We start from the raw sequence: 14471 nt of genomic DNA on the forward strand, positions 1-14471 counted from the left end.
CAGATTGACCTCGCCGCTTGAACCGATAAGCTCAACCTACCGGAGGCTGCTCCGCCGAATTCCAACACCATCCGCTACGGCACCCCCGCTGATGGAAGCGAACACTCGGGTCAAGCAGGCCACCGGCCACGTCGTTCGTTTGGGACGGCGCGCTTTTTAGATGCCGCGCTGTTGGTTCGAACCTGCGGCTTACTCCAAGCCATCGTGGCCGACGGCGGTCGACAGTGGCGTTCGCCATGAAGTGTTTTGAATGAAATCTCAGTGAAAGGATATTCGCTACCCCAAGGTTGCCGCCGCTTCGGTCCTCACGTCACCTCGGACGTTGCGCGGCGCGTCCTGCCGGTGTCCTCCCCACCGGCAGGGCACAGCGTTCAGGACGCTGCATGGAGCGCTTGCAGTGCATTCGTGATCCAAGATCTGAATGGCTGAGCTACTCGACCGCGACCCCAAGCCATGTGAGGCGCTGTCGCGACTCTTCGGTGGCGCCTCGTGACGCGAGCGGTGGTCTCTATCAATTTTTGCCAGCCGCTATAACTAAGCTAGCGTTTCGTGCTTGGGCGAGCGTGGCCAGCGGCGAATAGACCTCGACCGTTTCTGGTTACGCCCTGAGGACCAGGCGCTCAGTGAGGTGAACCGAAGATCCCCACTTTTTTCCCTCATCCATTAGGCGTCATCACTCGCGTTGGGCGAGAGCGCACTTCAAACCAAAGGAACAACGTAAGGACCCCTCCAAAGCCGCGGTTAACTGCGATCTCATTGCCGTGATCGATAAATCGATAATATAGGCGATGTCACACCGGAGTGGGCACGCTACTCGCCACCATGAGCGGCGAACTCATGCTCACACATTCGATATACGCCTCCTTACTGCCGGGAGCCCGAGAAAACGCATAAAAAACGCAGTATTCCTGCGAGTCGAGGGGGGATTTTCGCGCAATCCGGTCCCGTTGGCACCGTACGTTATAAGCACCTGAATCGTCCGGTCAGGGGAAGCGAGTGGGAGGAATGCAGGATGAACTATTGGTCGCCTAATCGCCGCTCGGTCCTGAAAGCAATGTTGCTAGGGGCGGCAGCCCCTTGGAGCGTCTGCTCACGGGCGTTCGCCTCATCATCGTGCGCAGATCACATCGTGCGCATTGGAGTAAAGAGCGCCGCCGATACCATGAATCCGTTCGCTTCCTGGAGCAATTGGTGGCCACTGATCTTTACTTATGACTGCTTGGTCTTCATGGATGCCCAGCGACATGATGATCGAAAAGGATTTGCCAAATCATGGTCCGTCTCCGACGATAATTTGACTTGGACTTTTAAGATCTGGCCCGGCATGAAGTGGTCAGATGGCGAGCCTGCCACGGCCAGAGACGCCGCATTCACCTACAATTATATTCGCGGGTCCATCGGGAATCCCGACGAATTGAACGCCGGCTGGAACAGCACTGACGGCTTGGAAGACGTCGAGTCTATCACGGCCCTCGATGACAAGACTTTGCAAATCCTGACCAAGGCCCCCACACGCTGGCCCATCGACAATTACATAATGATGGTCCCCGAGCACATCTGGAAGGACGTAAGCTACGCCGATGCGCGCAGTACCTTCCGCAACGATCCGCCGCTGGTGGGAACAGGGCCCATGGTCCTTTCAGAGTTTCAGCAGGGCCAATTCGTTCGGTTCTCACCTAACGCACATTTTCGCACGGGACGGCCAGCGACCGCTGGGATGATCTTGCAGGAGTTCAGTACGTCCGACCCAATCGCCCAAGGTCTGAAGAGCGGCAGCCTCGACCATGGCAGCGGCTTGACACCTGCGCAATGGGCTGACCTTTCAACCAATCCCGACATTGTCGTCGGTCAATCGCGAGTTGAGCAACTAGATTATTTGGCTTTCAACATGGCCTCGGGAGTCGGCGCAGGCAGCACCAAGGCCATACTGGATCCCGCGTTTCGAGATGCAATCGGCTGCGCGATCGATCAGAAGACCATTGTAGATCGAGCCTATCGCGGTCACGCAGATTCTGGGGTTGGGCTGGCCATGCCAGTGGCGGCCGATTACTTTTCGGACCTACGTGACATTCGCCGCCCATTCGATCTTGTCGAGGCCGCCCGCCGTCTCGATGCTGCTGGCTACAGGGATACAAACGGCGCTGGCCTCCGGGAGGACAAGGAGGGAAAAGCGTTTCAACTGGAGCTGATTACCGGAGCCCCCTCTGGTACCATGGAGATACCGATCGCGACTGTGCAGCTTATCGCTGGCTGGTTGGGACAAATTGGGGTTCCCGTATCGGTGACGCAGCTCGACTCCGGGGCGCTCAGCGCCCGTACGGCAGTGCCGGAGAAGGGCGGTGGTAGTTGGGATTTGCTTGTTAGCTCTACTTGGCCCTCTTCAAGCGCTCCGGGCATACTCAACTTGGGAAAAACTAGTTACAATACGAATAGGGCCTATTGGACCAATGAGAAGTTCGATGACCTCTTAGCTCAAGTGGAGGTCACGGTTGATTTTAAGAAAAGCAAAGCGTTGGTGGACGAGGCGGTGCGACTAATATACTCCGATGCTCCTTACATAGTGCTCTCTTATCCTCTTGTTCTTGAGGCTCGTCGCAAGGATTGTTTCGTAGGCTGGGGCACTGAGGACATGGTGTCGCAGAATGGCTACTTTCCGTTCGATCGTTTGAGGCCTATCTGAAGTGGCCGCCGACGTACAGAGAGGGCTGACGAGCCGGCACATCATTCGCGTCCTCAGCCGAGCGATTGTGACGCTTCTAATGGTGGCGTGCCTGAATTTCATTTTGTTCAGGGTAATTCCGGGCGATCCGGCCAACATGTTGTTGGAGGGGGCGCGCGTCTCGGTAGCCCCCGGGCAAATCGATGCGCAGCGTCAGCGCTGGGGCCTGGACAGGCCGTTATTTCCGGACCAGGTGGTCGATTACTTATCGGCAACTCTCCACGGCGATCTGGGCTACAGCTTCAAGTTCAGGGGCAGGCATGTCGCCGACCTGATTCTGGAGCGGTTGCCGGCCACCATCGCGCTTGTCGGCCTAGCTCAATTTATCGCCGTCGTATGCGGGGTAATGCTTGGCCTATATGCGGGGTGGCGCAGAGGAGGAGCCGTCGACCATATCGCCACCGGAGTTTCTCTGGCGCTCTATTCCACGCCTTCATTCTGGCTCGGCATGATACTGGTGGTCATCTTCAGTACGGGATTGGGCTGGTTTCCGGGCTATGGAGCATATTCACCAGGCGGCACCAGCGGTTCCGTTGACTGGTTGCTCGATTACTTGCTTCATCTCGCGCTTCCGGTCACAGCGGTAGCTCTTGGTCTGATTGGCCAATACGTTGTGGTCGCGCGCGCTGCGATGAGCGAGGTTGTCACGGAGGACTACATGGTGACCGCTCGCGCCAAGGGACTGACAAATAGTCAGATGCTGATGCGTCATGCATTTCGTAATGCAATGCTACCGGTCATAACCTTGATTACGCTCAATTTGGGCTACGTGGTAGCAGGCGCCATCACAGTCGAAGCCGTCTTCGCCTGGCCAGGAATCGGCGGTCTGACGGTCGAGGCGCTCAACGCGCGGGACTACCCTGTCCTTCAAGGCATATTTTTATTGCTGGGTGCATCGATCGTTGTCGCCAACCTCGTCGCCGACCTTGCCTACGGCCTTCTTGATCCGAGAGTCCGGTGATGAACAAAAGTCTAATTCAATATTCCCGGCGAGTTCGGGCGCGAGCGATCAAGGCCTTCCTAGGGCAGCTTCTTGGTCATGGTGGCGCCCAGCTTGGTCTGCTGTGTCTGGTATTCTTCCTTGCTGTGGCAGCGGTACCCAATATTCTGATGGGGCCTCTCCAAACTGCTATCAATGCGAGCGGCGATTTCCTGGTACCCCCATCTGGCGTGCATCTGCTCGGCACAGACGAAGTTGGGCGCGACGTGCTCAATCTGGTCGTCCATGGTGCCCGGATCTCGCTTACGATTGCGTTGCTGGCGACTGTGATCAGCCTCGTCGTCGGGACTACAATCGGTATGACCGCTGGCTACTACGGTGGCAGGGTTGACGTCTGGCTGATGCGCTTGACGGATTTCTTTTTCGTCATGCCGTCCTTCGTGCTGGCGCTGGTCATGACACCCGTGGTTCTCGAGGTCATGGGGCGGGGCGGCGACATCCTCGGCTTCCGTCCTTCTCTTTTCGTGATCATTATCGTTATCGGAATGACTAGCTGGTCGTTCGTTGCCCGTGTCGTACGCAGCCAAACACTGTCGCTTAAGGAGCGAACATTCATTGATCGTGCGCGCGTTGTGGGTAGCAGCAACTTCAGCATTATGGTGCGTCACATCCTCCCCAATCTCGTGCCGCAGATCGCAGCCAACGGTGCTCTGGTCGTCGCCGGCGCAATCTATGTCGAGACATCCCTCTCGTTCCTCGGGCTCGGCGATCCGTTGCAGCCTTCGTGGGGCACTTTGCTTTCGCTTGCCCAGCGCGCCGGCGCCGCGAGCGCTGGAGCCTGGTGGTATCTTGGCGCCCCCGGTCTGTGCGCGCTCGCGGTGTCGCTCAGCTTCGTTCTGATTGGCAATGCCCTCGACGACACCTTCAATCCGCGGCGGAGGGTTATCCCATGATAAACTCCTCCCAGGACAAGGCTCCGCTGCTGGAAGTCAACGGGCTCTCTGTCGACTATGGGCTCAAGGGCGTTTCATCGCGTGCTATCGACAGGGTGAGCTTCGCGCTCCGGGCCGGAGAGGCGGTTGGCCTCGTCGGAGAATCGGGCAGTGGGAAGACCACCACTGCAATGGCGATCGCGGGCCTGCTGTCGCCCAACGCGCGGGTCAGCAGCGGCGAGGTGCGTTATCGCGGTAAACGACTGCCGATCGACGATGATGCGGCTATGCGGCCACATCGCTGGAGCGAAACGTCCGTAGTCTTCCAGGGCGCGATGAATGCGCTCAACCCGGTACACCGCATCATCAAGCAGATTGCCGAGCCATGCATGCTGAAGCTCGGCATGTCGCGTAGGGGGGCGACCGCGCGGGCAACGGAGCTCCTTGAGCTCGTCGGCATTCCGACTGACCGCGGTTCCGCCTATCCGCACGAGTTGTCGGGCGGCATGCGTCAAAGGGTGATGATTGCGATGGCGCTCGCATGTCACCCCTCGATCGGCATCGGCGATGAGCCCACCACGGCGCTGGACGTCATAACACAGGCTCAGATCCTGAAGCTGCTAGGGGAGTTGCGATCGAAGCTTAGCCTTGCCCTCATTTTGATCACCCACGACCTTTCTGTGGTGGCTGAGTGTTGTGATCGCGTGATGATCATGTACGCGGGGCGGATCGTCGAGGATGGCACTGTCGCCGAGATCTTCGCCCAGCCTAAACATCCCTACACCCGCCTGCTGATCGAATCGATCCCCAACCCAGCCAGCGGCAAACGGATCATTCGGCCAATACCCGGTGATCCCCCCAACCTGGTGAATCGACCCTCGGGCTGCGCCTTCCATCCACGTTGCCCGTCGGCCATGGGGATTTGCGCGACCGAAGTCCCCGGTCTCGATCAGGTCGGGCGGGGACGCGTCGCCTGTCACCTTTACCGGTCCTCGCAAGAAGCCAAGGTCGCAGCTCATGCCTGACACCCCCGATATCCTGCGTCTCGAGAGCCTGCAGATCCATTTTCCTGTCCAGGGCGGGCTGTTCGACCGTGTCCTGGGCCGACCTGCCGGCGCCGTGCGCGCAGTGGACGGGATCGACCTCGACGTCGGGCGCGGCGAGATCGTCGCCCTGGTCGGGGAATCAGGAAGCGGCAAAACCACAGTGGGCCGCGCCATCACCAAACTTGCCCAGCCAACTGGCGGCAAGTTGCTGTTCGAAGGCCGCGACATGACGTCCGTTCAAGGCGCCACGGCCCTGCGTCCTTACCGTCACCGCGTGCAGATGATCTTCCAAGACGCGTATCAGGCGCTCAATCCGCGGCACACCGTGTTCGATATCGTCGCGGAGCCTTTGCGCTCACTGAAGTTGATCGACAACCATGCTCAACTGACAGAGCGGGTCAGCGAAGCTCTTGCGGCAGCCGGGCTCAATCCTCCCAATGATTTCTTCTCTCGCTTCCCCCACGAACTATCTGGAGGGCAGCGCCAGCGAGTTGTGATTGCCGGAGCGCTGGCCGTGAGGCCGGAGCTCATCGTTGCGGACGAACCTGTTTCAATGCTCGATGTCTCGATACGCGCACAGATTCTCCAGGTCCTGGTGGACCTGCGCGACAAGCAAAACATGTCGCTGCTGTTCATCACACACGACTTGCCCCTTGCCTGGTTGATCGCCGACAGGATTGCCGTCTTATATCTTGGGAAATTGGTCGAGATCGGCAGCGCCGACGAGATCACATTCAATCCCCGCCATCCGTATACCGTCGCACTGCGTAACGCTACCCCGCAGATTGGCGGCAATGCAGGTCGCGCCGAATTGCCGGCCCTGCAAGGCGAGGTTCCAAGCGCCGCGCGCGTGCCGAAGGGCTGTCGCTTCCATCCACGCTGTCCACTAGCTTTTGACCGCTGCAAATCAGAGGAGCCGCTGGCCGTCGGAGTCGGGGCGCAACATGTGGCCGCCTGCTGGCTGGTGGATTGAAAAAATTGACGGTTTGTTGCAACGGCGGTGATGCGCGCCGGAACGCCGAGCGGCCATCGTTGGGTGGAAAAAGATGGCAATGCGTCATCGCTCTGCAGGCGATTCACGCCATTATCTAGGAGGAATATTGATGCACCAACAATGTTGTTCGCGCACTGCCGCAGCAAATTGCGTTTGTATTGACGTGGGCGCGATATGATGGGTGACAAGTGCCTGCAACCACCGCTCCCTCGTGCCGAGCCGCGTATTCGGGTCCTCCACGACGACGTCACGATAGATCGGTACCGTTGGCTTCGCGATCGGAAGAATCCCGATGTTCGCGCGTATCTGGAAGCCGAGAACAGCTACGCTGAGCAGGCGACAGCTCACCTGGCAGAGCTCAAGGCGGAGCTCGTCGCCGAGATCGAGGCGCGTCAACTTTGCGGGGGCGCCCCGCCACCGTTCCAAGTTGGGCCTTTCGAGTACTTTCAGAGACACGAGCCGGGGCTGCCTCATCCGGCGTGGTGGCGTCGGCCGGTGACCGGAGGCTCAGCCGAGCTTGTTCTCGATCCCAATGCAATTCCCGGAGCCGAGGTCTTCTATTCACTCGGTGTCTTCGAGCCGAGCGATGATGGGCGTTACGTGGCGTTTAGCTTTGATCTCATCGGTGACGAGCGCTACGAGTTGAGAGTGCGGGAAATGGCCAGAGGTCGTGACGTCTGGCGCGACTCGGGTCGCGCCGGGCGGGTCGTCTGGGCCGGCGACAATCAGACGCTTTTTTTCACACGGGAACGGACTGACCGGCGGCACCACGATCAGATTGTCCGATTGGATGTCAAGCTAGGCAACACCGAGGTGGTGTTCGAGGAGACCGACGAGCGACTAGCGGTGGTGGTTCGGCGCTCTGATAGCGGCGCTTGGTTGTTCCTAGACGTAGTTACGACCTGTTACTTCAGCGTTCAGCATGGCGCAGCAGAGGTGTGGTGCCTTTCTGCCGACGAGCCGGGGGGCCAATGGCGTCGGATCGTGAGTCGAGAACTCGGTCACGAGATCTACGCCGAGCATTGGGCCGACAGGTTCCTGTTTCGAGTGGACGACGCTGGACCGTACTGGCGGCTCGTTCGTGCGCCGATAGATGACCCGTCACCGTCGTCCTGGGAGGAGGTCGTTCCGCATCGAGCGGGCGTGACGCTCGAGGAGGTCCACGTGCTCGAACAGCACCTGGTCATTCTGGAGCGAGAAAGCCTGCGTCCTCGCCTGGTCTCGCGTCTCGGCAGCGGGCAGATTGCGGCCACGATCATTCCCGACGAGCCGAGTTGCACTCTTAAAGTCGGCTTGTCGGCAGGGGGTAGCTATTCGGTCGCGCGACATCCGTTCCGAAGCTCGAAGTTGGTTTACTCGGTTAGCTCATTCGTGACGCCCGACACCTTCATCGAGCATGATCTCGCCGATGACCGCTCGGCAGTACTGTACCAGGCCCGCGTTCCCGGGTATGACGCGGCTCAATACGTAGCGACGGTCGTCATGGCGGAAGCGGGGGACGGGGTGCAGGTCCCGATCTCGTTGATCGCGCGCCGCAATCGAAAGAGCCCTGGGCCGGTGTTGTTGAATGCGTACGGATGCTACGGAAAATCGAGATGGCCCTCGTTTTTCCCTTGGCCCTCATCCATGACCAAGCGTTTGAGCCTGCTGGATCGCGGAGTTGCTTTCGGCATCGTGCACGTACGAGGGGGCGCCGAGCTCGGACGTCCATGGCACGAGGCGGCCATCCGCGATCGAAAACGTATCACCCACACAGATCTGATTGCCGCTGCCGAGGGGCTCGTTGAGCAGGGATTCGCTACCCGCAACGGCATCGTCATTGAGGGAGCGAGCGCTGGCGGCGGTACCGTACTTGCCGCTGCCCTTTTGCGGCCCGACTTGTTCCGCGGGGTGCTCGCCGAGGTTCCGCTCGCCGACATCCTGGATACCGAGCTGGACTTCACGATGCCGTACGCGCTGCATGAAACGGCGGAGTACGGAGACCCCCGCATCACCGATGACTATCGGTACCTGCGCAGCTACGATCCCTACTACAACCTAAGCGCGGATCGCGCACGTCCACCGACATATGTCGATGCAGCCCTCGACGACGGTCAGGCACTTTATTACCAGCCTGCTCGCTACGTGGCGCAGCGTCGTTTCTGCGCCGCCGATCGCGACCCTGAGCTTGTCTTCCGCATGTGGATGGTGGGTGGCCACGGCGGCGCGTCACACGGGCCCGGCGTAGCCGAGGCAGCAGCATTTAAGATGGCCTGGGTGCTCGACCAACTCCGACGATCGAGCGGCTGAGCGGAGAGGTACGCAAGTTCTGACGACTGTGGTCAGAAGCGGATTCCGTGTCGCCATTGATTATGCAGGCTCTCTTGCGACCCTCCATCCCGCCTTGAGGATACTGGCGCTCGAAACATCAAAAAGTCGAGAGGCCCGGCCGGCCATTAGGACGCAGCATTGAGCGTGCGAATCCCGACGCTGGCCTGGGCCAACCTAGAAAGCGATCCACAAATCCATCCGGTGCCTGGCTTGTCATTGCGAGCACATGTGTACGAGCTCGGACTTTCCTGTTGACACCGCTAGAGAGCGGTATGCATACGACGAAGGCCGCCTACTGACGCGTACCTTGACACGTTAGTGTCCGCTTAGATTAAGTGGACACTTGTCGAATGAAGTATCTGGCTATGGAGCAGCCCTCGACGGTTGATGCCGGCACGTCCGCGGGTCTGCCGCTGCCGCCGGGTGCGGGCGACAGCGGACGCGCCGCTCCTGGACGGCCGAGCAGAAGCTGGCGATCGTGCGTGAGGTCCTGTGATCCGCTGTCGATTGTGGCACGGCGTCTCATCGACGGCAAGACCAGCCGGCGATCCGGCAAGAAGGGCGGGCTGAAGCCCATCCACATGGTCTCGGCGTCTGCCGCCCGTCAGCGCCTGGTGCTCGGGCAGGTCAAGGTGGCGGAGAGGCCAACGAGATCGTCGCCATCCCCAAGCTTCTCGACATGCTGGCCATTGAAGGGGCCATCATCACCATCGACGCGATGGCTGCCAGCGCGAGATCGCCCAAAAGATCATCGACAAACATGCCGACTATGTGCTGGCCCTGAAGGGTAACCAGTGCGCATTTCGCAAAAGCCGGACAGGGGTTCCGCTAATTCCCGGACAGTGGTGGAGTGCACCCCTCGACCGAGACAAATAATAGCGGACAGTTTCTGGATTTAACGAAAAGGGGTGTCCGGGAATTACCGAAACACGCACCAGGGCACCCTTCAAGATGATGTCGAACTCTTCGCCAGGGAGCAAAAAGCCAACGCTTTCAAAAACAGCACGGTCAGCGAGAGCAAGACCATCGATGGCGATCACGGCCGCATCGAAACCCGCCGCACCACCGTCTTCCATGACATCGCCTGGCTCCAGGTGCGCCAGAACTGGCCCGGACTGAAGGCGGTGGTGATGGTCGACAGCGAGCGCGAGAGCGGCGCCAAGGTCGAACGGGAAACGCGCTTCTAGATCACCTCGTCAGCCGACACGGCCGACAAACTCCGTCACGTCGTGCGCAGCCATTGGGGGGCGGAAAGCCTGCATTGGCTGATGGATTGCGTCTTCCGCGACGATGAATGCCGGGTGCGAACAGACCATGCTCCGGCCAATTTCACCACCATCAGACACATCGCTCACAATCTGTTGCGCCGCCACCGCGCCAAGCTTTCCATGACCAACAAACGATTGAAGGCTGGATGGAACGAGCAATTCCTCGTCAGCCTCATCTCGTGAATTTCTACTCACCCGATTCCCCCTGCAGGACCTTCGATAAGCAAAAAGGAGCTTGCAGTCGGCTCCGCGACAGAAAACCCGGACCAAGAGTGCTGGCGTCCGCATAGTCGGGCGGTCGAAGAGTCACTCCATGCACTCTGATCTCTGATCGGGCAAATTGCGGTTTTTTTGCCCCCCTTCCATCGATGCCACCCCGTTCGGTTTACGCCGTTACCCTGTTCTGAGATTTGAATGTTAATTTTCACGCGATCCAAGAGTGGACCATCACACAAACTTTGTATTGTAGAGCCGTTTCTTAAACAAAAAAATATAAAAACTTAAATCTACGTTTCTCCGAATATGCTACGATTTTCGGTGTATCAACTATCGAGTACTCCTGCATCAACTATCGATTAAGGGTGCGGGATAAAGGTGCCTGAGGGCGCCCAGGCCGATGGTTTGCCATCAGATTGTATGCAGCGGGGCAATGCCAAGCGCAAACAGCTCCAGTGGAGAGACTAAGGAACGCTCGCAGGAGGACCACTGGATGCCAGCAGATGGATACGGTATTTCGACCGGAAAGCCCACAACCAGACCTTCAGGCCAGTTTCCCTTTGAACCGCCGGAGCATTTCCCGCATGCTTCAAGGGAGGCGGTAGCAGTTGAGTTCGACCGCTTTGTCGACCAGGCTGATGATCTGGTAGAATCGGAACAGTTGTTCTATTTGTTGGCTGGTTTTGTTTCAAATTTTGGCTACCGTTGGATCGCCTATAGTCCTCTCACGCCCGACCAAGAATCTCTGGGGGCAGTTTCGCGCGATCATGTGTCCTTCCTGAATTTCCCTCAAGAATGGCAGGAACGGTATGCTGAAATGGGCTATGACAGGATAGATCCCGTCGTAAAAATCAGTCGAAAGCGGGAAGGCGCCTTTCGATGGAGTGAAGTGTACAATGACGCAAGCACGTCCGAAAAGGAGCGCAAAGTTCTCGACGAGGCCGCCACCTTCGGATTAAGGTCGGCTGTTAGCGTTCCGCTGCATGGCCCTGATGCTAATTTTGCGATCCTCAGTTTTGCTCAACCCCAGGACTGTGAATGTCAGAATAAAACGGTCGCGTACCTGCAGTGTTCCGCGTTACATTTTCATCTGAAGATAACAGAACTTGGTCGACCGAAGGCAAGGTGGACAGGCAATAGTCTGTCCTCCAGAGAAAAGGAATGTATCTTGTGGGCTGCGAGAGGGAAATCGTCCTGGGAAACCGGGATGATTCTTGGGATATCCGCAAACACTGTGAACTTCCATATCAAAAACGTCATGAGAAAATTGGATGCCGCCAGCAGAACACTCGCGGCAGTGAAGGCAATAAGCTTGGGACTCATCGCATTGTAGTGGGCGATCGCGCCACACTCGGCGCCGGGGCGATGAACCAGCTTGGTTCACTTATCGCTGAGCGTTCGGTCATGAAGGGGTGAGGCGCGTCTCGCGCATCCGTCTGGCCTTCACCGCCGCCTATCCGAGCGAGTTCGCTCCGACCGATAGCCATCAAGCTGCAGCCCGCAGCGCCATTGGCGCGGGGGCGCCGCGTCACCGCCTCGCAGATCGCCTTCGCATCTGTTGCATCATTCTTCTGCCGCTTCACGTATGGCTTGACATAGGACGCCGGCATCAGCTGGACCTGATGACCTAGCCCCATCAGAACGCGTGCCCAGTGGTGTCCCGTCGCGCAGGCCTCAATGCCGGTCAGGCAGGAGAGCAACGCCTCGAAGAACCCAGCAACATCGTCGCGGCGTAGCTTCCGGCCGATGACAACTGCGCCGCCGGCGTCGATGCCATGAACCTGAAAGACCTGCTTGGCGAGACCGGCTTCAGGTGTGCTGCTGATGTTCCCGCAGACCATTGCCGGATTCCGGTAATCCTTTTCCTTTGTCCGCATTGGCCCAGATGCCACGCGCGGCGCGCAGGAAACAAGACTGTCACATCAATTATTAGATGTTTAACTCAACAAAACCGCGTTCTAGGAGATCATGGTCCTACGTGTGTTGAGTGCAGCAGATAGTTGCCACTTGGTCGCCTTCTATCTGACGCTTGTCACATCCGCGAAGCGATCACTCTCGGTCTGTCGCTCACATGGCCGCCGACTGTGCATCCGAAAGAGTCCGGCCCAAGAACAAGGAGATTTCCACTTTGAACAAGAAGTTCTTGCCTTCTAACCATGGGAGTATCGCGATTTTCGAGCGCCTTGAGTCCGAGGTGCGTGGCTACGTCCGTTCCTTTCCTATTCTATTCGATCGCGCCGTTGGCACTGCCCTCATAGATGCAGACGGTCGTGAATACCTCGACTTCTTCGCGGGGGCAGGCGCCCTCAATTACGGGCATAATAACCCGACCTTCAAGCAACCCTTGCTAGCCTACATTGAGCGCGACGGAATCGTGCACGGGCTCGACCTCGCTACCAGGGCCAAGAAGGAGTTTATCGAGGCGTTTGAGCGATATATTTTGAAGCCGCGTGAGCTCAACTATAAACTACATTTCACTGGTCCGACGGGTACAAACGCGGTGGAAGCGGCGCTGAAGCTGGCTCGCATCGTCACAGCTAGGTCAAACATCGTCGCCTTTGCGAATTCGTTTCACGGCGTCAGCGCTGGATCGTTGGCAGCGACCGGAAACAAAAAGTACCGCAGGGCCGGCGGCTACCCGCTCGGGAACGTGACATTTTTGCCCTACGATGGTTATCTCGGCCCTTCAGTGGACACGCTCGACTACTTTGAGAAGCTGCTCAACGATCCGAGCAGCGGTCTCGACAAACCTGCCGCGGTGATTTTGGAAGCAGTCCAGGGTGAAGGGGGCATCAATCCTGCCAGGTTTGAATGGCTGCAGCGACTCCGTGATTTAACCTCGCGACGCGCGATCTTGATGATCCTCGATGACATTCAGGCCGGTGTTGGTCGCACGGGCAAGTTTTTCAGTTTTGAAGCGGCTGAGATCGTACCGGACATCGTCACCCTGTCGAAGTCCTTGTCGGCGATCGGAACGCCGATGTCCCTCGTTCTTCTGAAGCCTGAACTGGATGTTTGGTCGCCTGGCGCGCACAGCGGTACGTTCAGAGGCAACAACCTTGCTTTCGTTACTGCTCGCGCTGCTCTTGAGACCTATTGGGCCGACTCCAAATTTGAGGAGGAAATCGCTCGCAAGTCTGCGATCCTGGCTGAGGAACTCAAGTCAATCGCAAAGGATTTCCCTAGCCTTGAGCTGAGTGTACGGGGCCGCGGGTTAATGTACGGCCTCGTATCTCAAAAGCACCACTCATTGCCGGTCCACATCTCACGGGAAGCACTTCGTCGCGGCTTGGTAATTGAAACCTGTGGCGGCCATAATGAAGTGCTGAAGTTCCTTACTGCTCTTACCATTGCCGAGGCTGATCTGCGCCGTGGTCTGTCCATTGTTCGCGACAGCATTGGCGCGGTGCAGGACAGCATGGAGACAAGCCCGCCGTGAGGATGGTGAACGCGCAAGATATCGTCGTCAGATCGGCATGATGGCATCCCACTATGGCGTCGGCGTTTTTCCGAAACGGCCGGGACGGCGCGGTCCTGATCGTCGTGCGTTGGGTCTTGGCCCGGCTGCGCAAGCGGCGCTTCTTCGCTTTCGGCGATCTCAACGCCGCAATCTCGGTGTTGCTGGAGAATCTAAAATACTCGGCAACGCCGGGAGCTGTTCGAGGAGTTCGAACGAACGGCCCTGTCGCTATCGCCGGACATCTGCCGACCGCCCAGTGGCATGCCATGATCGGCGACGCCTTCCACTTCTTCGGTGGGACCGCCGCCCCGAAGGCATGCATACGACGGAGGCGGCATGATTGGGACACGCGCGGGGCGCGGCGGGCTCTATGATCCGATGCGTGAAGGTCAGGCGGCCTGCTGATCGGCGGCCTTGTCGGCTTCGCGCAGGCGCTTCCATTCCCAAGGCAGTAGTTCGTGCAGACGCGAGGCGGGAAGATCGGCAATGCGGGCCAGGACATCGGCGAGCCAGGCTTTTGGGTGGACGTCGTTGAGGCGTGCCGTGGTGATGAGGGTAAGCATAACGGCGGCGCGGTCGGCGCCGC

Annotated in this window: 11 protein-coding genes and 3 pseudogenes; 11 read left to right on the forward strand and 3 right to left on the reverse strand. The window is 58.6% G+C overall.

Going from position 1 to position 14471, the window contains the following annotated elements; genetic code table 11:
* Nucleotides 1-1012: 1012 nt before the first annotated feature.
* The 8 genes and pseudogenes from NKH63_RS30595 to NKH63_RS30630 all read left to right on the forward strand — a co-directional run bounded on the left by NKH63_RS30595 (nucleotide 1013) and on the right by NKH63_RS30630 (nucleotide 10128).
* Nucleotides 1013-2680 carry an ABC transporter substrate-binding protein gene (locus NKH63_RS30595; protein WP_352920323.1) on the forward strand — a complete coding sequence of 556 codons (1668 nt, stop codon included), beginning with the start codon at nucleotides 1013-1015 and terminating at the stop codon, nucleotides 2678-2680.
* 1 nt (nucleotide 2681) lies between these two features.
* Complete coding sequence (locus NKH63_RS30600) at nucleotides 2682-3680, forward strand: ABC transporter permease (RefSeq protein WP_352920326.1); 999 nt, start codon at nucleotides 2682-2684, stop codon at nucleotides 3678-3680.
* Nucleotides 3680-4612, forward strand: a complete 933-nt coding sequence (locus NKH63_RS30605; RefSeq protein WP_352920329.1) for an ABC transporter permease — start codon at nucleotides 3680-3682, stop codon at nucleotides 4610-4612. Before NKH63_RS30600 ends, NKH63_RS30605 begins: the two co-directional genes overlap by 1 nt.
* On the forward strand, nucleotides 4609-5616 hold the full coding sequence (locus NKH63_RS30610) for an ABC transporter ATP-binding protein (RefSeq protein WP_352920332.1): 1008 nt from the start codon (nucleotides 4609-4611) through the stop codon (nucleotides 5614-5616). The genes NKH63_RS30605 and NKH63_RS30610 overlap by 4 nt, the downstream gene beginning before the upstream one ends.
* Entirely contained in the window at nucleotides 5609-6610 is a 1002-nt protein-coding gene (locus NKH63_RS30615) for an ABC transporter ATP-binding protein (protein ID WP_352920335.1), read from the forward strand. Before NKH63_RS30610 ends, NKH63_RS30615 begins: the two co-directional genes overlap by 8 nt.
* Before the next feature lie 195 nt (nucleotides 6611-6805).
* Nucleotides 6806-8920 carry a prolyl oligopeptidase family serine peptidase gene (locus tag NKH63_RS30620; protein ID WP_352920338.1) on the forward strand — a complete coding sequence of 705 codons (2115 nt, stop codon included), beginning with the start codon at nucleotides 6806-6808 and terminating at the stop codon, nucleotides 8918-8920.
* Between the two features lie 545 nt (nucleotides 8921-9465).
* Nucleotides 9466-9733, forward strand: a pseudogene (locus NKH63_RS30625) (ISAs1 family transposase); the annotation flags it as partial.
* Between the two features lie 116 nt (nucleotides 9734-9849).
* On the forward strand, nucleotides 9850-10128 hold the full coding sequence (locus NKH63_RS30630) for a hypothetical protein (protein ID WP_352920342.1): 279 nt from the start codon (nucleotides 9850-9852) through the stop codon (nucleotides 10126-10128).
* A 9-nt stretch (nucleotides 10129-10137) separates the two neighbouring features.
* On the opposite strand, the gene NKH63_RS30635 is transcribed toward NKH63_RS30630, so the two are convergent.
* Nucleotides 10138-10404 carry a hypothetical protein gene (locus NKH63_RS30635; RefSeq protein ID WP_352920345.1) on the reverse strand — a complete coding sequence of 89 codons (267 nt, stop codon included), beginning with the start codon at nucleotides 10402-10404 and terminating at the stop codon, nucleotides 10138-10140.
* 514 nt (nucleotides 10405-10918) lie between these two features.
* On the opposite strand from NKH63_RS30635, the gene NKH63_RS30640 reads away from it, so the two are divergent.
* Nucleotides 10919-11758: a LuxR family transcriptional regulator gene (locus tag NKH63_RS30640; RefSeq protein ID WP_352920347.1), complete on the forward strand. Its 840-nt coding sequence runs from the start codon at nucleotides 10919-10921 to the stop codon at nucleotides 11756-11758.
* A 190-nt stretch (nucleotides 11759-11948) separates the two neighbouring features.
* On the opposite strand, the pseudogene NKH63_RS30645 reads toward NKH63_RS30640, so the two are convergent.
* A pseudogene (locus tag NKH63_RS30645) lies at nucleotides 11949-12266 on the reverse strand (IS110 family transposase); the annotation flags it as partial.
* 287 nt (nucleotides 12267-12553) lie between these two features.
* On the opposite strand from NKH63_RS30645, the gene ectB reads away from it, so the two are divergent.
* Together ectB and NKH63_RS31420 are read left to right on the forward strand one after the other, a co-directional pair.
* Nucleotides 12554-13864, forward strand: coding sequence for a diaminobutyrate--2-oxoglutarate transaminase (ectB, locus tag NKH63_RS30650; RefSeq protein WP_352920349.1), 1311 nt, complete (start codon nucleotides 12554-12556; stop codon nucleotides 13862-13864).
* Nucleotides 13865-13947: 83 nt separating this feature from the next.
* Nucleotides 13948-14128, forward strand: a pseudogene (locus NKH63_RS31420) (IS21 family transposase); the annotation flags it as partial.
* Nucleotides 14129-14274: 146 nt separating this feature from the next.
* Here the strand turns inward: NKH63_RS31420 and NKH63_RS30655 are convergent.
* Nucleotides 14275-14471: transposase domain-containing protein (locus NKH63_RS30655; protein WP_352920352.1), on the reverse strand; the 197-nt coding region annotated here is incomplete at its 5' end.

The organism is Mesorhizobium sp. M0960 (genome assembly GCF_040319055.1).
In the GTDB taxonomy this organism is placed as follows: domain Bacteria; phylum Pseudomonadota; class Alphaproteobacteria; order Rhizobiales; family Rhizobiaceae; genus Mesorhizobium.